At 70.8% G+C, this 17,517-nt stretch carries 15 protein-coding genes; 14 read left to right on the plus strand and 1 reads right to left on the minus strand.

Annotated elements, in window-relative coordinates; genetic code table 11:
* Window positions 1-59: 59 nt before the first annotated feature.
* Window positions 60-1,058, minus strand: coding sequence for a LacI family DNA-binding transcriptional regulator (locus tag ACWGKQ_RS33180; RefSeq protein WP_453295714.1), 999 nt, complete (start codon window positions 1,056-1,058; stop codon window positions 60-62).
* Window positions 1,059-1,343: 285 nt separating this feature from the next.
* Here ACWGKQ_RS33180 and ACWGKQ_RS33185 point away from each other — a divergent pair, with 285 nt between their 5' ends.
* From ACWGKQ_RS33185 to ACWGKQ_RS33250, 14 genes are all read left to right on the plus strand, one after another.
* Complete coding sequence (locus ACWGKQ_RS33185; RefSeq protein WP_453295715.1) at window positions 1,344-3,335, plus strand: hypothetical protein; 1,992 nt, start codon at window positions 1,344-1,346, stop codon at window positions 3,333-3,335.
* Window positions 3,336-3,555: 220 nt separating this feature from the next.
* Window positions 3,556-4,674, plus strand: a complete 1,119-nt coding sequence (locus tag ACWGKQ_RS33190) for a Gfo/Idh/MocA family protein (protein WP_453295716.1) — start codon at window positions 3,556-3,558, stop codon at window positions 4,672-4,674.
* On the plus strand, window positions 4,671-5,597 hold the full coding sequence (locus ACWGKQ_RS33195; protein ID WP_453295717.1) for a DUF6807 domain-containing protein: 927 nt from the start codon (window positions 4,671-4,673) through the stop codon (window positions 5,595-5,597). The genes ACWGKQ_RS33190 and ACWGKQ_RS33195 overlap by 4 nt, the downstream gene beginning before the upstream one ends.
* Window positions 5,598-5,620: 23 nt before the next feature.
* The gene (locus ACWGKQ_RS33200; RefSeq protein ID WP_453295758.1) at window positions 5,621-6,382 is read left to right on the plus strand and encodes a cupin; all 762 of its coding nucleotides are present in this window, start codon (window positions 5,621-5,623) and stop codon (window positions 6,380-6,382) included.
* Between the two features lie 65 nt (window positions 6,383-6,447).
* Window positions 6,448-7,731: an ABC transporter substrate-binding protein gene (locus tag ACWGKQ_RS33205; RefSeq protein WP_453295718.1), complete on the plus strand. Its 1,284-nt coding sequence runs from the start codon at window positions 6,448-6,450 to the stop codon at window positions 7,729-7,731.
* On the plus strand, window positions 7,728-8,663 hold the full coding sequence (locus ACWGKQ_RS33210) for a carbohydrate ABC transporter permease (RefSeq protein WP_453295719.1): 936 nt from the start codon (window positions 7,728-7,730) through the stop codon (window positions 8,661-8,663). The genes ACWGKQ_RS33205 and ACWGKQ_RS33210 overlap by 4 nt, the downstream gene beginning before the upstream one ends.
* Complete coding sequence (locus ACWGKQ_RS33215) at window positions 8,660-9,538, plus strand: carbohydrate ABC transporter permease (protein ID WP_453295720.1); 879 nt, start codon at window positions 8,660-8,662, stop codon at window positions 9,536-9,538. Before ACWGKQ_RS33210 ends, ACWGKQ_RS33215 begins: the two co-directional genes overlap by 4 nt.
* Window positions 9,535-10,125 carry a hypothetical protein gene (locus ACWGKQ_RS33220; RefSeq protein WP_453295721.1) on the plus strand — a complete coding sequence of 197 codons (591 nt, stop codon included), beginning with the start codon at window positions 9,535-9,537 and terminating at the stop codon, window positions 10,123-10,125. The genes ACWGKQ_RS33215 and ACWGKQ_RS33220 overlap by 4 nt, the downstream gene beginning before the upstream one ends.
* 101 nt (window positions 10,126-10,226) lie before the next feature.
* A complete protein-coding gene (locus ACWGKQ_RS33225; protein WP_453295722.1) occupies window positions 10,227-11,483 on the plus strand; it encodes an ROK family protein in 1,257 nt (418 codons plus the stop codon).
* Between the two features lie 216 nt (window positions 11,484-11,699).
* Entirely contained in the window at window positions 11,700-13,136 is a 1,437-nt protein-coding gene (locus ACWGKQ_RS33230; RefSeq protein WP_453295723.1) for an aldehyde dehydrogenase family protein, read from the plus strand.
* The gene (locus ACWGKQ_RS33235) at window positions 13,136-13,804 is read left to right on the plus strand and encodes a ThuA domain-containing protein (protein WP_453295724.1); all 669 of its coding nucleotides are present in this window, start codon (window positions 13,136-13,138) and stop codon (window positions 13,802-13,804) included. The genes ACWGKQ_RS33230 and ACWGKQ_RS33235 overlap by 1 nt, the downstream gene beginning before the upstream one ends.
* 318 nt (window positions 13,805-14,122) lie before the next feature.
* Entirely contained in the window at window positions 14,123-15,430 is a 1,308-nt protein-coding gene (locus tag ACWGKQ_RS33240) for an ABC transporter substrate-binding protein (RefSeq protein WP_453295725.1), read from the plus strand.
* A 116-nt stretch (window positions 15,431-15,546) separates the two neighbouring features.
* Window positions 15,547-16,470 (plus strand): carbohydrate ABC transporter permease, encoded by a 924-nt coding sequence (locus ACWGKQ_RS33245; protein WP_453295726.1) that lies wholly within the window; start codon window positions 15,547-15,549, stop codon window positions 16,468-16,470.
* The gene (locus tag ACWGKQ_RS33250; protein WP_453295727.1) at window positions 16,467-17,369 is read left to right on the plus strand and encodes a carbohydrate ABC transporter permease; all 903 of its coding nucleotides are present in this window, start codon (window positions 16,467-16,469) and stop codon (window positions 17,367-17,369) included. The genes ACWGKQ_RS33245 and ACWGKQ_RS33250 overlap by 4 nt, the downstream gene beginning before the upstream one ends.
* The last annotated feature ends 148 nt before the right edge of the window (window positions 17,370-17,517 follow it).

Consider the following 17,517-nt stretch of genomic DNA (forward strand, 5'->3'; position numbering starts at 1 on the left):
TTGTGCGTGAGGCTTATAGATCCGATCCCTGGATCCCTATCTGGATCCCGCGGGCCGACTTACTCCTTTTTCGGCGGTGCCGTGCTCGCCCGGATCACCAGCTCGGGGTCGAAGAGGAGTTCGCCGACGGGCACGTCCCGGTTGCCGACCAGGGCGATGACGCTGCGGGCCACTTCGGCGGACAGGCGGTCGGCCGGCTGACGGACCGTGGTGAGCGGAGGGTCGACGAAGTCCATGATCATGGCGCCGTCGTAGCCCACCACCGACACGTCGCCCGGGACGTCGTACCCCTGGCGGCGCGCGCCCCGGATCGCGCCCAGTGCCATGTAGTCGCTGGCGGCGACGACGGCCGTGGCGCCGCGGCCGAGCAGGGAGATCGCGGCGGACTGGCCGCCCTCGACGGTGTACGACTGCCGGACCACCCACTGCTCCGGGTCCTCGACCCCGCGCCGGGCGAGCGAGGAGACGAAGCCGCTCACCCGGCGGTCGGCCGGCCGGTTGCCGACCGGGCCCGACGCCATGCCGATCCGGCGGTGACCGAGCCGGTACAGGTGGTCGACGGCGAGTTCGGCGGCCAGCAGGTCGTCGGTGGAGAAGACCGGCGCCTCGCCCCCGCCCTCGAACTGGCCGTTGACCCCGACGAACGGGATCCGGCGGGAGCGCAGCAGTTCATAGGCCTGCGGGTCCGCGCCCTCGATGGTGTTGCTGGCGGAGAGGAAGACGACGGCGGCGACACCCCGGTCGGCGAGAGACGTGAGGAAGTCCAGCTCCTGCACCCCGCCGGGGAAGCACGGGCACAGGATCGTCTTCAGGCCGTGCGGGGCCAGGGTGGACTCGATCCGCTCGCAGACGTCGGCGAAGAACGGGTTGGACACCAACTCGGTGATGACCGCCACGAGTTGCCCGCGCGTCTGCCGCTCGTACCCCAGGTCGGCCATCGCCTGCTCGACCGCCTCGCGGGTCTTGCGCGACACGCCCTGGCGCCGGTTGATGACACGGCTGACCGTGGCCTCGCTCACCTGCGCCCGGACCGCGACCTCGGTGATGCCGACCTTCATGCGGTTCCCTCCGTCACCCGTGGGCCAGCCGTCGATCATACGTGCCCGCTCGTCACGGACGGTCATGCACGACGAACGCGTGACGCGGCTGGAAGCTAGCAAGCTCGTCGACACACTTGCAAGACATCATTGAAAACTTTCAGTTCGATCAACCAAGTGAGATAGCAGGTCGAACGCGTTTCTTGCATGTTTCTGCCGCATGACCATTGATCCGCCTCATCGGCCCCTGTTAACTTGCCGCCACTCGGCCGCCCCACCCGACGGCACCGAAGACCGGGAGTCCCGATGAAGCCCTCAAGACTCGTGCTGCTCACCGCTGTCGCCCTCCTCATGTCGACCGCCCCCGCGCTGTCGGCCGCGGCGGCGCCGGGACAGGGCGCGGCCCTCGCGTCCGGCAGCGGATCAACCGCCCCCCAACTCGCCATCAGCGACCCCGGCTTCGAGGACGGCGGGCTGGGCTGGACCTTCGGCCCGGGCACCGGCGTCGGCACCGGCAACCGCCACGGCGGAACCCACTTCCTCTACCTGGACGCCGGCGCGGGCAAGAGCGCCGAGCAGGCCATCACCGCGCCCCGCGACGGCAGTTACGACTTCTCCGCGTGGATAGGCAGCGCCGGGACCGGCGGTACCTACACGATCCGGCGCAACGGCAGGACCGTCGGCACCGTCGAGCTGCCGCGGCACGCCGGCTACGCCAGGTACACCATCAGCGACGTCCGGCTGAAGCGGGGCGACCTGCTGGAGATCGTCTTCGGCTCCGGCAGCTCCTGGGTCAACGCCGACGACCTGATGATCTCGCCGGCCGCGCCCGCCGACCCCGAGGTCACCTCGTCGGATCCCGAGGTCGCCCAGATGTTCGCCTGGGCCAAGAAGAAGGCCAACAGCTGGGTGCAGCTGCCCGGCACCACCGGCCCGGTCAACGTCGACGAGTACCAGACCAGCGGCACCGGCACCGCGACGTACGGGCCCACCTACTGGGCCGGATACGCCAACCGCAGCGCCTACTACTCGCGGGACATGACCCACCAGCTCGCCGGCGCCCACCTCATCGGCCTCGACACCGAGAACGAGACGATGCTCCGCTCGTACGCGGCGTCGGCCACCGCCGAGAGCAAGTACTTCCCGGTGTGGTCCCTCAACTTCGACGCCAAGACGTACCTGAGCATCGACTACAAGAGCCCGGACAACTTCGTGCGCGAGGTGCCGGCCGTCTTCGAACTCGTCGAGAAGGCCGCCCAGGCCTACCTGTGGACCGGCGACCGCAGATACGTCGACGACCCGGTGCTCTGGAACTTCTACCGGCACGCCACCGAGCAGTTCATCGACCTGCACAACTCCGCCAAGGACAACGGCAAGGTCAAGGTCGCCGAGGGCACCGGCCAGGGCATCTTCGCCGGCGCCGCCAGCTACAACGAGCAGGACGGCGACGACCTCGCCGAGGCCGGGGACACCATCGCCTCCGAGTACCAGGCGTACCTGGCGATGGCCGTGCTCGCCCGCGGCAAGGGCGACACCAAGCTGGCGAAGACCTACGACAAGCGGGCCGCCGACCTGAAGACGTACTTCAACGACGACTGGAGCGGCACCGGAAGCGGCGCCGACATGGTCCGCGCGTACACCGTCTCCGGCACCCCGGTCACCGGCTGGGGCAAGGAGAACAGCGTCTTCATGCCGATGAAGCAGATCATCGACCCCGGCCCGCGCAACGACGCCTACCTCGACTACATCCAGGCCCAGGAACTGGGGCCGCAGGGCTCGCCCAACATCGAGTCGACGACCTACCTGCCCGACATGTTCTTCAACAACAACCGCGCCGACACGGCCTGGTGGTGGATGAAGAAGATCTACGGCGAACGGGACACCCAGCACGTCAACGCCAGCCAGGGCCCGGACGGCGACTACCCGGAGGTGTCGTTCACCCTGGTCAGCCAGACCGTCCAGGGCCTGATGGGCATCGCACCGGACGCGGCCGCCCGCACGGTGACCACCCAGTCCCGGCTGCCCTCCGGCATGAAGTGGCTCCAGGCAGCGGACGTGCCCATCGGCAAGGACACCGTCACCGTCCGGCACGACGGCACGACGAAGACCACGCTGACGAACAACGCCCGCCACGGCTCCTACCGCTGGGAGGCCCGCTTCCCCGGCGTCCACAAGAAGATCAAGGTCAACGGCGTCCTTCAGCACGTGCGCACCAAGAAGGTGAACGGCGTGACGTACACCTACGCGACGCCGACCGTGAAGGCCGGGGCGACGGTGGTGGTGCAGGTGACCGGCTGACCCACCCCCCGCCAGGTCGGCACAGCGCGCCGGTCGTCCCCTCGGACGGCCGGCGCGCACCCATGCCCGGACACGGACAAACAGGCACAGGACCTTTTCAGGAGCTTCTCTGCGCCATCGCTGCGCGGGGGGTTGTCCTGACATTCCTCCGGATCTAGGGTCCCTCCGAGAGCAAGCGCTTTCCCCGCGTCTTGGTCCCCGGCACTCCTAGGAGCACCGCATGTCCCCCCACCCTGTCCGCCGCCGCGTCGCCGTGATCGGCACCGGATCGATCGTCAGCGGCAGTCATCTGCCCGCCCTCACCGCCCACGCCGACCGTGCCGAACTCGTCGCCGCCGTCGACGTCGACCAGGCCCACCTCGACGCCTTCCGGGAGCTCGCCGGCGGCGAGGTCACCGGGTACACCTCCGTCGACGCCATGCTGGACGCCGTACGCCCCGACCTCGTCCTCGTCGGCACACCCCCCTCCCTGCACCGCGAGCAGACGGTCGCCGCGCTCAAGGCCGGCGCGTGGGTGCTGTGCGAGAAACCGCTGTGCCTGTCCCTCGCCGAGTACGACGAGATCGCCGCCGCCGAGGAGGCCTCCGGCGGCTACGCCTCCGTGGTCTTCCAGCACCGCTACGGCTCCGGCGCCGTACACGCCCGCGAACTGATCGCCGGCGGCGCGCTGGGCGCCCCGCTGGTCGCGCACTGCCAGACCACCTGGCACCGGGACGCCGCCTACTACGCCGTACCGTGGCGCGGCACCTGGGCCGGCGAGGGCGGCGGCCCCACCATGGGCCACGGCATCCATCAGTACGACCTGCTGCTGCACCTGCTCGGCCCCTGGACGGAGATCCGCGCGATGGCCGCCCGCCTGGTCCACGACACCGAGAGCGAGGACGTCTCCACCGCCCTCGTGCGCTTCGCGAACGGCGCGCTCGCCACCGTCGTCAACAGCGTGCTGTCCCCGCAGGAGATCAGCCGCATCCGCGTCGACTGCGCGGACGCCACCGTCGAACTCACCCACCTCTACGGGCACCGCAACGAGGACTGGGTGTACACCCCGGCCCCGCACGTCCCCGCCGACCGCGCCGCCGCCTGGCGCACCCCCGGCGCGGACGTGCCCAGCTCGCACACCGCGCAGCTCGGCGCCCTCCTCGACGCCCACGACGCAGGTGTCCGGCCGCCGGGCAGCGGCCCGGACGCCCGCGCCACCCTCGAATTCGCCGCCGCGCTCTACAAGTCGGCGTTCACGGGCCGCCCCGTGCACGCGGGCGAGATCGGCCCCGGCGACCCCTACTACGCAGCCATGCACGGCGACCACCCCCACTGGGCCCCCACCGAGGAGCGCGCATGAGCATCCGCGTCAGCCACGTCCACGGCGAGCACATCGCCGTCGCGGCACCGGACGGCACCGAGATCCTCCGCTACGTCTACCGCCCCGACCCCGAGGCCTACGAGGCGCGCAAGCCGTACGCCCACCCGGTGCGCACCCTCGCGGGCCGCACCGTCACCGGCTACCGGCCGAGCGACCACCGCTGGCACAAGGGCCTCCAGATGACGGCCAGCCACCTGTCCGGGCAGAACTTCTGGGGCGGCAACACCTATGTCCACGGGCAGGGTTATCAAGTACTGCCGGAACGGGTCGGCTCGATGCGGCACGACGGCTTCACCGAGATCGCCGTCGAGGACGACCGGCTGGCCCTCACCGAGCGGCTGACCTGGGTGGAGAACGGCGGCGCGGAGTGGGCGCGGGAGGTGCGCGGGCTCACCGTCCACTCCGTCGACGAGGCGGCCGGTGCCTGGGCGCTCGACTGGTCGATCCACCTCACCAACGTCCGCGACGCGCCGCTGACCTTCGGTTCCCCCACCACCGAAGGCCGCGAGATGGCCGGATACACCGGACTCCAGTGGCGCGGCCCCCGGGACTTCACCGGCGGCACCGCGTTCGGCCCGGACGCCGTCACCGGCGCCGAGAAGCTGATGGGCACCCAGGGTCCCTGGCTCGCGTACACCACCGAGCACGACGAGGTGGACGGGCACTCCACGATCGTCTTCGCCCACGCCCCCGAGAACCTGGACGGGCGGACGCCGATCCACGAGTCGCACTGGTTCGTGCGCGCGGAACCGATCCCCACGGCCGCGTTCTCCTGGGCGTTCTTCGAGGAGTTCGAACTGCCGCCCGGCGAGTCCTTCGCCTACCGCTACCGGATCGTCTTCGCCGACGGCGCCTGGGACGCCGACCGCGTCGCCGCGCACCTGGGGGCCCTGCCGTGGTGAACACGCATGACGAAGAGCCGGCCGTGGTGAGCGCCCCCAAGCCGGTGCTCCCGCACCCCCTCCCCGGCGCGATCGGCCTGTCCCACCTGAGCGCCTACGACTGGGAGGCCGCCGACGGCGTCTGCGGCGGCAGCCCGCACCTGCACCTGGTGTGCACGGAGGCGTACGTCGTCACCGGCGGCCGGGGCGCCGTGCAGACCCTGAGCCCGGACGGCTACCGGGACATCCCGCTGGAGCCCGGATCCGTCGCCTGGTTCACCCCCGGCACCGTGCACCGCATGGTCCAGGGCGGCGACCTGCGGATCACCGTGCTGATGCAGAACAGCGGACTGCCCGAGGCCGGGGACGCCGTCTTCACGTTCCCGCCGGAGGTGCTCGCCGACCCCGAACGGTACGCGAGCCTGGCAACGTTGCCACCCGGTACGGGAGTCGAAGTGGAGCAGGCCGCCCGCCGGCGCCGGGACCTCGCCGTCGAGGGCTACCTCGGCCTGCGCGAGGCACTGGTCGCCGGGGACGGCGGCCCGTACGCCGAGTTCCAGCGGGCCGCCGCCCGGCTGGTGCGCGAGAAGGTGCCGCGCTGGCGCGAGCTGTGGCGGGCCGGTGCGCTGGCCGCCGCCGAGCGCACCGGCGCCCAGCTGGACGCGCTGCTGGCCGGCGAGCCGTCGTACCTCGGCGAGGCGACCGCGTACGAGACCGCGCCCACGCGGCTCGGGGGGTTCGGGATGTGCGGCCGCCGCGACGAGTACAACCTGCCGGGGACGACGCTCCCCTACGGCGGCGAATAACTCAGGTCCGGGGGGATCGAGGGGGGCCGTCAGGAAGTCCGAGGAAAGGATGAGGTGACCTCGGCATGCCCGAACACAGGACAACGGGGTTCTGCGCTTCGGCCCTGGCACTGGCGCTCTGCGCGGTGCTGGGCGGCTGCGGAGGATCCGGGGAGTCGACCGGCGGCGGCAGGATCGTGCTGCGCTACACGTGGTGGGGCAACCCCGACCGTGCCGAGCGCACCGACCAGGCCCTCGCACTCTTCGAGAGACGGCACCCGGAGATCCGGGTGCAGACGTCGTTCTCCGACTACAACGCCTACAAGCAGAAGCTCGCCGTCCAGGCCACGGGCGGCGACGCACCCGACGTGATGCAGCTCGACTACCGGCAGATCGACCAGTACGCCTCCGGCGGCGTCCTGCTGTCTCTCGCCCGCCAGAAGGCCGTCCTGCACACCTCCGAGATCGATCCCGGCCTGCTCGCCACCGGCCGCGTGGACAACACCCAGTACGCCATCCCGCAGGGCCGCGGCACCGAGACGGTCGTGTACGACGTCAAGGCCTGGAAGGACTCCGGGGTGCCGCTCCCGAAGCGGGGCTGGACCTGGGACGACTGGGCGAACGACATGCGTGCCCTGGCCAAGGCGACCGGCAAGCCCGGCGGCACCGACCCCGGCTGGAGCGAGGACGCCTTCGAGGTCTGGCTGCGGGGACAGGGCAAGTCCCTGTACACCAGCGACCGCGGGCTCGGCTTCACCGCCGACGACCTGGCCCGGTGGTGGACCTTCACCAAGGGGCTGCAACGGGAGGGGGCCGTCTCCCCGGCCGAGCAGAACACCCAGCTCGACGGCTCGGTCGAGAACACCCCGCTCGGCCGCGGCAAGGCGGTCTCCGACACCAACTGGGACGCGCCGACGAGCGGTTACCTCGCGCTCGTCCCGACGGGCATCGCCCTCGCACCGATGCCGTCCGGCGCGGACGGCACACCCGGCCAGTACTACAAGCCGTCGATGTTCCTCGGCATCGGCGCCCATACGGCGCACGCCGAGGCGGCGGCCGAACTCGTCGACTTCATGATCAACGACGAGGACGCGGCCAAGATCCTCGGCGCCACCCGCGGCATCCCGGTCAACGAGACCATCCGCAAGGAGACCACCCCGCTGCTCAAGGACTTCGACAAGACCATCGCCGACTACCAGGCATCCGTCGAGGGCACCCTCGACGACCCGCCGCAGGCCCCGCCGCCCGGCGACAACTCCCTCCAGACCACCTTCCAGCGCGACTACGACCAGGTCTCCTTCGACCTGATGTCGCCCGAGAAGGCGGCCAAGGACTACATCACCGAGGCGAAGGCGGAGCTGAGGTCATGACCACCACCGCGATCCCGACGAAGGCGAAGCCCGCCGCCGGCACGGCCGCCAAGCGCCGTCCCAAGCGCGAACGCCAGGGCGCCTGGGTGTTCCTCTCCCCGTGGCTGCTCGGCGCGAGCGTCCTGACGCTGCTGCCGATGGCCATCTCCCTGTACCTGTCGTTCACCGACTACAACCTCTTCGACCCGCCGCACTGGGTGGGCCTGCGCAACTACACGCAGATGTTCACCGAGGACCCCCGCTACTGGCGTTCGGTCCTCACCACCCTCACGTACGTCGCGACAGCCGTCCCCCTGCAACTGGCGCTCGCGCTCGGTGTCGCCCTCGCCCTGAAACCCATCAGGCGCGGCAAGGGCTTCTACCGGTCGGCGTTCTACGCGCCCTCGCTGCTCGGCGCGTCCATGTCCGTCGCCCTCGTCTGGCGGGCCATCTTCAACGACGGCGGCACGGTGTCCCACCTGCTCGGCACCGGCGGCTGGGTGAACAGACCGGGCTGGGCGCTGCTGGCCGTCGCCCTGCTGACGGTCTGGCAGTTCGGCGCCCCGATGGTCATCTTCCTCGCCGGCCTCCAGCAGATCCCCGCCGAGCTGTACGAGGCGGCGGCCTGCGACGGAGCAGGGAAATGGCGGCAGTTCCGGTCCGTCACGGTGCCGATGCTGTCCCCGGTGCTGTTCTTCAACCTGGTCCTCCAGACCATCCAGGCCTTCCAGGTCTTCACCCCCGCCTTCGCGGTCAGCGCCGGCAAGGGCGGCCCCGCCGACTCGACCCTCGTCTACACCCTCTACCTCTACGACCGGGGCTTCGTCGCCTCCCACATGGGCTACGCCTCCGCCATGGCCTGGGTGCTGCTGGTGGTCGTCGCCGCCGTCACGGCGGTGCTGTTCCGCACCTCGCGCTCCTGGGTCTTCTACGCCTCCGAGGGGGACCGATGACCGCAGCATCGACCACCGCGCCGACCACCGCACCCCGCAAGCCGGTTGCCTGGGGCCGTATCGCCCTGCACGTCGGCTGCCTGGCCGCCCTGCTGGTGATGCTGTACCCGCTGGCCTGGCTGCTCGCCACCTCCCTCAAGCCCGCGAACGAGGTGATCGCCAGCCTCGACCTCCTGCCCAGCCACCTCGAATGGTCCAACTACAAGACCGCCTTCGACGGCGTCAACGACGTCTCCATCTGGCGGCTGCTCGGCAACTCGCTGCTGATCGCGGGCGGCGCGGTCGTCGGCAACGTCATCAGCTGCTCGCTCACCGCCTACGCCTTCGCCCGGCTGCGCTTCCGCTTCCGCGGCCCGCTGTTCGCCTTCATGATCGCCACGATCATGCTGCCGCACCACGTGGTGCTGATCCCGCAGTACATCCTGTTCAACCGGCTCGGCCTGGTGAACACCTACTGGCCGCTGATCCTGCCGAAGTTCCTCGCCACCGAGGCGTTCTTCGTCTTCCTGATCGTGCAGTTCATGCGCGGCCTGCCCCGGGAGCTGGAGGAGGCCGCCCGCATCGACGGCTGCGGCCCGTTCCGCAGCTTCTTCAGCGTGATCCTGCCGCTCACCCGGCCCGCGCTGATCACCACGGCGATCTTCACCTTCATCTGGACCTGGAACGACTTCTTCACCCAGCTCATCTACCTCTTCGACCCGGACAAGTTCACGCTCACCCTCGCCCTGAGCTCCTTCGTGGACTCCTCCAGTCAGTCGGCGTTCGGCCCGATGTTCGCGATGTCGGTCATCGCCCTGCTGCCGATCGTGCTGTTCTTCCTCGCCTTCCAGCGGTTCCTGGTGGAGGGCATGGCCAGTTCGGGGGTGAAGGGATGAGCGGGCTGCAGACACGCGAACCCGGCGAGGTCTTCGGGCCGCGCCTGACCCTGTTCGCCGACATGCTGAGCGTCGGCCTCGCCACCGCCCTGGTCTGCCTGCCGCTGGTGACGGCCCCGGCCGCCCTGTCGAGCGCCTGCGAGGTGCTGCGCGGCGGGGTGACGGGTCAACCCGCCACCGCCGGACGGTATTTCACAGTCCTGCGACGGCGGCTGCGGGCCGCCGACCTGCTGGCGGGCTTCGTCGCCGTCGTCGGCGCGCTGCTGTGCGCCGCGGATCTGGCGCTGGCCCGGGTGGGGCTGCCGGGAGCGGTGCCGTTCGCGGTGGTGGCCGCGGTGATCGGGGCGGGCGCCCTGGTCGTGGGCCTCAGGGCCTGCGCCCGCCCCGAGTCCCGCACCGACTGGCCGGCCGCCGTGCGCGAGGCCGCGCAGGACGCCGTACGGGATCCGGGCGGCAGCGCCCTGGTCCTCCTCGCGGTGGCGGCGGCGGCCCTGTGCGCCTGGATGCTGGTACCGCTGGCGTTCCTCGCCCCGGGCCCGCTGGCGCTGGCGCTCACGGCCGTCGGTCTGCGGCAGGCCGGGCGCTGACGGCGGCACAGGGTTGGAGCCGGGAACGGGGGTGGCGGGACCGGGCGGACGCGGCGGGCTGGGAGGGCCTGCGGCCTGGCAGACTTTGTCGCGTGAAACCCGTGGTGAAGCGAACGACGAGCGACTTGCGGCGGCTCAACCGGTCCCTCCTCCTTTCCGCCCTGTACCTCCAGGGACCCACCAGCCGGAACCGGCTGACCCGTGCCTCCGGCCTCAGCTCCGCGACGGTGAGCAACGTCATCTCCCAGCTCATCGCCGAGGGGCTGATCGCGGAGGGCGGTTCGGAGGACTCCGACGGGGGCAGGCCGCGCTCGGTGCTGGAGATCCGCCCGGACCACGGCACCGTGATCGGGGTGGACATCGGTGAGACGCACGTCAGGATCGGGTTGTTCGACTGGACCCTGTCAGTGATCAACTCCGAGGTCTACCCGATCGTCGGCACCCGGCTCGACGCCGAATCGGTGGCCGCACTGGTGCTCCAGGGCATCTCCGAGGTGACCGGCGCCGCGGGCGTCGACCCCGCGGAGCTGCTCGGCATCGGCGTCGGCGTGCCCGGTGCGGTCCAGCCCGACCCGCGGATTCCCGGACGCGTGCTGGTGCACGCCCCGACGCTCGGCTGGTCCGGTGTCCCGCTCGGCGAGATGCTCGCCCCCGGGGTCGCCGCACCGCTGATGCTGGACAACTGCGCCCGCACCCTGGGGCAGGCGGAGATGTGGCGCGGCGTGGGGCGGGGAGCCGACCGCGTGGTCACCGCACTCATCGGGGTCGGGGTGGGCGCGGCCCTCGCCCCGGGTACGGAGGGCGGCGTCGCGGGCCTGGCTCCGGCCACGATCGAGTGGGGTCACACGGTGATCTACGCCGGAGGACTGCCCTGCCGCTGCGGCTCGCGGGGCTGTCTGGAGGCGTACGTCGGGGCCGAGGCCATCCTCCAGCGTTACCAGGCGACGCCCGGCAGCCAGCCGTTCCGGTCCGTCGGAACCGAGAGCCGGCTGGCGGAGCTCACGGCACGGGCTGCCACCGACCCGGTGGCGACGGAGACCCTGGAGAAGATCGGGGAGTACATCGGCATCGGGATCGGCAACCTGATCAATCTGCTCCACCCCGATCTCGTGGTGCTCTCCGGATGGGCGGGTTCGGTGATGGGCGGGGTGGTCCTGCCCACCGTGCGCGCGACGGCCGAGCGGCACGCCCTGTCGTATCTGCGCGGCCGTACCCGGATCGAGGTCGGACGGCTGGGCCAGGAGGCGGTGGCGATGGGGGCCGCCACCCTGCCGGTGGCCCACCTGCTGGCGACGGGCGGCCGACGACCGGAGGCCGTGCCGGACGGTACGACGGCCGGTGCGGAGGCCTGGGCGTAAGAGCCCGGCCGGAAGAGCCCGGCCGGAAGAGCCCGGCCGGAAGAGCTCGGCCGGAAGTGCTCGGCCGTAGAGCTGGGCTGTAGGGGATCGGCTGTAAGAGCCTGGGCGCAAGACCGCCGCCCGCCTTCCGTCGTGCACCACCCGGTGTTGACGTCCAAGACTGTCGCCTCTTAGTTTAAGTCGAAGCCAAAGTCTCCTGACCTCCGTGGAGTCTTCATGACGTCTCACTTCCCCGTGGCCCAGCTCTACATCGACGGAACGTTCCGCCCGGCCTCCTCAGGGCGTACCGCCGACGTCGTGGAGAAGGCCACGGGTGCCGTGATCGGTACGTACGCCCTCGGTGGAGCCGTGGACGTCGGGCGGGCGGTCACCGCGGCGCGGGCCGCCCAGCCCGCCTGGGCGGCGCTGAGCGCTCCCGAGCGCGCGGCCTGCCTAGGGCGGATGGCCGACTTCCTCCAGGCACGCCACGCGGAGCTGGTCGAGCAGAGCATGCGCGAGACCGGCGGGGTGCGGGCCAAGGCCGAGGACGAGGTGTCCACCGGCATCCGCCAGCTGCGGATCTCCATGATCCAGGCGAGCGAGAACGCCGGTGACCTGCTGCCGCCGTACAAGGCGGGCAAGCTCTCCATGTCCCGGGCCGTGCCGCTCGGGGTGATCGGCGTGATCACCCCCTGGAACTACCCGGTCAACCTGGCCATGCGGGCGGTCGCACCTGCGCTGGCCTTCGGCAACACCATCGTGCTCAAGCCCGCCGAGCTCACCCCGGTCATCGGCGGCCAGGTGCTCGCCGAGGCGGCCGAGGCGGCCGGACTGCCGCCGGGCGTGTTCAACGTGGTGACCGGCGACGGCCCCGACGCGGGGCACGCGCTCGCCGAGCACACGGGCCTGAACCTGCTGGACTTCACCGGCTCCCGCGAGGTCGGCCTCGCCATCGCGGCCTCCGCCGCGGCCACCCTGCGGCCGATCCGGCTCGAACTCGGCGGCAGCAACGCCTTCGTGGTCCTGGACGACGCCGACATCGACCTCGCGGCCTCCTGCGCGATGGTCGCCTCCCTGGAGTTCCAGGGCCAGACCTGCATCAGCGCCAGCCGCCACATCGTCACCCGCGCGGTGGCGGACCGCTATCTCGACGCCCTCACCCGCCGTGCCGCGGCCCTGCGGGTGGGCGATCCGATGAGCGGGGCGGCGGATCTGGGCCCCCTGATCAGCGCCCGCCAGCGCGACCGGGTGCACGCCCTGGTGGCGGCGTCGGTGGAGATGGGTGCGGAGGTGCTCACCGGCGGCACCTTCGACGGGTTCGGCGGGCTGTTCTACCGGCCCACCGTGCTCGCCAAGGTGACGCCCGAGATGCCCGCGTTCACCGAGGAGATCTTCGGCCCGGTCCTCCCGGTCACCGTCGTGGACGACCAGGAGGAGGCGGTGGCCGTGGCCAACGGGCTCCCCATGCTGATGAACTCGGTGTTCTCGGCCGACCTCATACGGGGTCTGTCGGTGGCCGAGCGGCTGGACGCCGGCGAGGTGCACGTCAACGACGCCCATGCCCGGCACGGTGCGGACGACCAGATGGCGGGCTTCACCAAGCGCCAGTGGATCGGTGTCCAGCGCACCCCGCTCACCCTGCCGGCCTGGACCGCCGACCCCGCGACCCGTTGATGGCCGCGACGCGTACGGCGCTGGTGGTCCGCGGCGGCTGGGAGGGTCATGCCCCACGGGAGTGCACCGACCTGTTCCTGCCCGCGCTGGCCGACGCCGGGTTCGCGGTCACGGTACGGGAGGACCTGGACGCCTACGCCGACACCGGCCTGATGGCGCGGACCGATCTCGTCGTGCAGTGCTGGACCGAGGGCCGGCTGACCGGGGAGCAGTGCGCGGGGCTCGTGTCGGCCGTCGAGGCGGGTACCGGCTTCGCGGGCTGGCACGGCGGTGTCGTGGCGACGTTCCACGACAGCCCCGCGTACCTGCGCATGGTCGGCGGCCTGTTCCTGCACCACCCGGAGGAGTTCCTGGAGTACCGGGTGCGCATCGAACCGGAGCAGCGGGAGCATCCGATCGTCGCCGGGCTGCCCGACATGGCCGTGGTCACCGAGCAGTACTGGATGCTGACCGACGCGTTCAGCACGGTGCTCGCGTCCACCACGGTCGCTCCGGGCGCCGCGGGGCAGGGCGGGCGGCCGGTCGACATGCCCGTCGCGTGGACCAGGCAGTGGGGGAGGGGGCGGGTCTTCTTCTCGGCTCTCGGGCACCGCCCGGACGACCTGCGCGAGCCCGCGGTACGGGAGCTCACCACGCGCGGACTGATCTGGGCGGCGCGCTGTCCCTGACCGCCTGATCTGCGGCCTCTGTGACCTCCGTGGCTTCTGCGGGCAGGGGCTCCCGTCGGCGCGCCCCGACGCGTACGGTGCAGGGGCCAGGCGCCCCTGCACCCCGGGCCGGCCCCTGCGTCCGCCGCCCGGCGCGGGGTTCGTCCCGTGGGATTCATAAAGAAATCGACACATCGTGAATCGGTACGTCAGTCATATTGACCCCACCTCCACTGCGACTTAGCTTAAGTCGCAGTCAAAGTCGGAACGGGTCGACTCGTGGTCGGCCATGGGTTCGGGTCGCAGGACCTCTTCTGACACGAAAGTGAGCACTGGCCAATGAAGACCAGATTCGCAGCAGTCGCAGGCGCCACGCTGGCCGCATCACTGGTTCTCGCCGCCTGCGGCGGCGGGAACGGGAGCTCCGGCAGCGGATCGGCAACGAAGGGCGGCAAGGTCCGCCTCACCATGTGGGCCTGGGACCCGGGCATGGACAAGGTCGTCGCCCTGTGGAACTCGACGCACCCCGACATCCAGGTCGCCCTCAGCAACCCGGCGGGCGGTGACCAGCTCGTCAGCAAGATGATCACCGCGCACCAGGCGAAGACCGCCCCCGACATCGCGAAGGTCGAGTACCAGTCGCTCCCCGGCCTGGTGGCGAACGGGGTGGTCCGCGACATCACCGCCGAGACGAAGAAGGCGGTCACGGACTTCGACGCGGCGACGCTGGCCCAGACCCGCTTCCAGGGCAAGGTCTACGGCATCCCGCAGGACTTCGCCCCGCTGATGATGTTCTACCGGGCCGACCTGTTCAAGAAGTACGGCCTGAAGGTGCCCACCACCTGGCAGGAGTACGCGCAGGTGGCCGCCAAGCTGCACAGCAAGGCCCCGGGCGCCTCGATGACCAACTTCGACGCCGCCGACCCCGGCTGGTTCACCGGCCTCACCCAGCAGGCGGGCGCCGACTGGTGGACCACCAAGGGCGACTCCTGGCACGTGGACATCAACGGCACGGCAAGCGGCAAGGTCGCCGACTACTGGCAGGGCCTGGTCGACAAGGGCCTGGTGAAGAAGAACCCCTCCTTCTCCCCGCAGTGGAACAAGGAGATGAACAACGGCACCCTCCTCACCTGGATCTCCGGAGCCTGGGCTCCCGCCCAGATCGGCGGCATCGCCCCGTCGACCAAGGGGAAGTGGACCGCCGCGCCGCTCCCGGCCTGGACGGCGGGCGACAGCACCACCGGCATCTGGGGCGGCTCGGCCATCACGGTCACCACCGACTCCAAGCACCCCGCCGAGGCCGCGGAGTTCGCGAGCTGGCTCAACACCGACGACCAGGCGGTCACGGCCCAGGTCAAGAACATCAACATCTACCCGGCCGCCACCTCGGGACGCGCCCTGCCGGTCCTCGACCAGCCGCCGGCCTTCTTCCCGAACCAGCCGGACTACTACGCCGAGGTGAAGAAGGTCGCACCGGGCGCCCGCAGCTTCTCGATGTGGGGCCCGGATGTCACAGTGACCTTCTCCGCGTACCGGGACGGTTTCGGCGCGGCACTGCAGTCGGGGAGCTCGCTCACGGGAGCCCTCGACACCATGCAGAACAAGACCACGGCCGACATGAAGAAGCTCGGCTTCACCCTCGACTGACCCCGGCGACCCGGCCGCCCGGCGGCGGGCTCCCGACCCCCGCTCCGGGCGGCCGCCGTACCGGCTCCGCCGGCACCCATGCATCCAGCCACTCATCCGATGGGGACGACACGTCGATGGCGACAAGCATTCCACGGCGGGGCCGCCGGGCCGGCCACAGCCGGCTGCCGTATCTGCTGGTCCTGCCCGCGACCCTGCTCCTCCTGCTGTTCGTGGCCGCCCCCGGGGGCTACGCACTGCTCCTCAGCTTCCAGCAGCGCAAGGTCAGCGGGGGCCTGCTGGGCACCGGCAGCAGAACGGTCTTCGCGGGTCTGGACAACTACTCCGCGGTGGTCCACGACTCGGAGCTGTGGCACAGCGTGCTGCGGATGCTGCTGGTCGGCGCGATCACCGTACCGGCGACCGTGCTCCTCGCCCTGCTGTTCGCGCTCCTCCTGGACACGGCGCGGGCCCGGCTCACCCGGTTCGCACGGCTGGCCATCTTCCTGCCGTACGCGGTGCCCGGCGTCATCGCCACCCTTCTGTGGGGCTTCCTCTACCTGCCCGCGACCAGCCCGATCGGCGGCCGGCACGTCGACTTCTTCGGCACCTCGATGATCTATGTCTCGGTCGCCAACATCGCGGTGTGGGGCGCGGTGGGCTTCAACATGGTGGTGATCTACACGTCCCTGCGCGGACTGCCGCCGGAGGTCTACGAGGCGGCCAGGATCGACGGAGCCTCCGAACTCCAGATCGCGCTGCGGGTGAAGGTCCCGCTGGTCCGCCCGGCCATCGCCATGTGCACCCTGTTCACCGTGCTCGCCGCCCTGCAGCTGTTCAACGAGCCCAACACACTGCAGCCGCTGTCGAACGCCATCTCCCTGACCTGGGTTCCCCTGATGAAGATCTACACCGACGCCTTCGTCGACTCCGACATCCATCTCGCGGCGGCCACCTCGATCGTCTTCGCGGCCGGAATCCTCGCCGTGTCGCTGGTCGTCGGACGTCTCGCGCAGACCCGGTGGGGCGCCGCCGGAGCCCTCGGCAAGGAGGAACGATGACGATCGAGTCGCCCGCCCGTGCCGTGCCGGCCCCGGTCACCCTCGCCCGCACCGCAAGCCCCCGGCGCAGCCGGATCGCCGTGCTGCCCACCGCGGTGCTGCTGCTCGGAGCCGTCTACTGCCTGGTGCCGACGCTGTGGATCCTGATCGCGTCCACCAAGTCGCGCAGCGAGCTGTTCTCCACCGCGACCTATCTGCCGTCGTTCGGTTCGGGGCTGGTGGACAACGTCGGCGACCTCTCCTCGTACGACTCGGGCGTGTTCTGGCACTGGATGCTCAACAGCTTCCTGTACGCGGGGGTCGGCGGGCTCGTGGCCACCGCCGTCTCGGCCGCGACCGGCTACGCCATCGCCAAGTACCGCTTCCGCGGCCGCTCCCTGCTGTTCAACACCATCCTGGCGGGCGTCCTGCTGCCGCAGGTGGTGCTGGCCGTGCCGCAGTACCTGCTGCTGGCCCGGGTCGGCATCACCGACAGCTACCCGGCGGTGATCCTGCCCCAGCTGTTCAACCCCTACGGCATCTACCTGTGCCGGATCTACGCGGCCGCCTCGGTACCCGACTCGCTGCTGGACGCCGGGCGGATGGACGGGGCGAGCGAGTGGCGGATGTTCTCCGCGATCGGGCTCAGGCTGATGGCCCCCGGCCTGATCACCGTCTTCCTGCTGCAGTTCATCGTCATCTGGAACAACTTCCTGCTGCCCTTCGTCATGGTGACGAGCGACGACAAGTTCCCGCTGACGGTCGGCCTGTACAGCCTGCTGCGGCACGGCGCCAACCAGGCGTCCCTGTACTCCCTGGTGATCACCGGCACCCTGCTGTCCGTCGTCCCCGTCATCGCCCTCTTCCTGTCCCTGCAGCGGTACTGGCGCATCGACCTGGTGACCGGGGGCCTGAAGTAGGCCAATGCAGTTGCTTTAACGCGTTCGTCAGCTCCTACGGCCCGTTCTCTACCGGCACCACCGAACGTCGCCCCGGCGATACCCTTGCCCGAACGAGCAGGCGTGCGTGTGTCACCGCAACCCGTTCCCGGTCTCAGCCACGCTTCGG

Source organism: Streptomyces sp. NPDC054770, assembly GCF_053611985.1.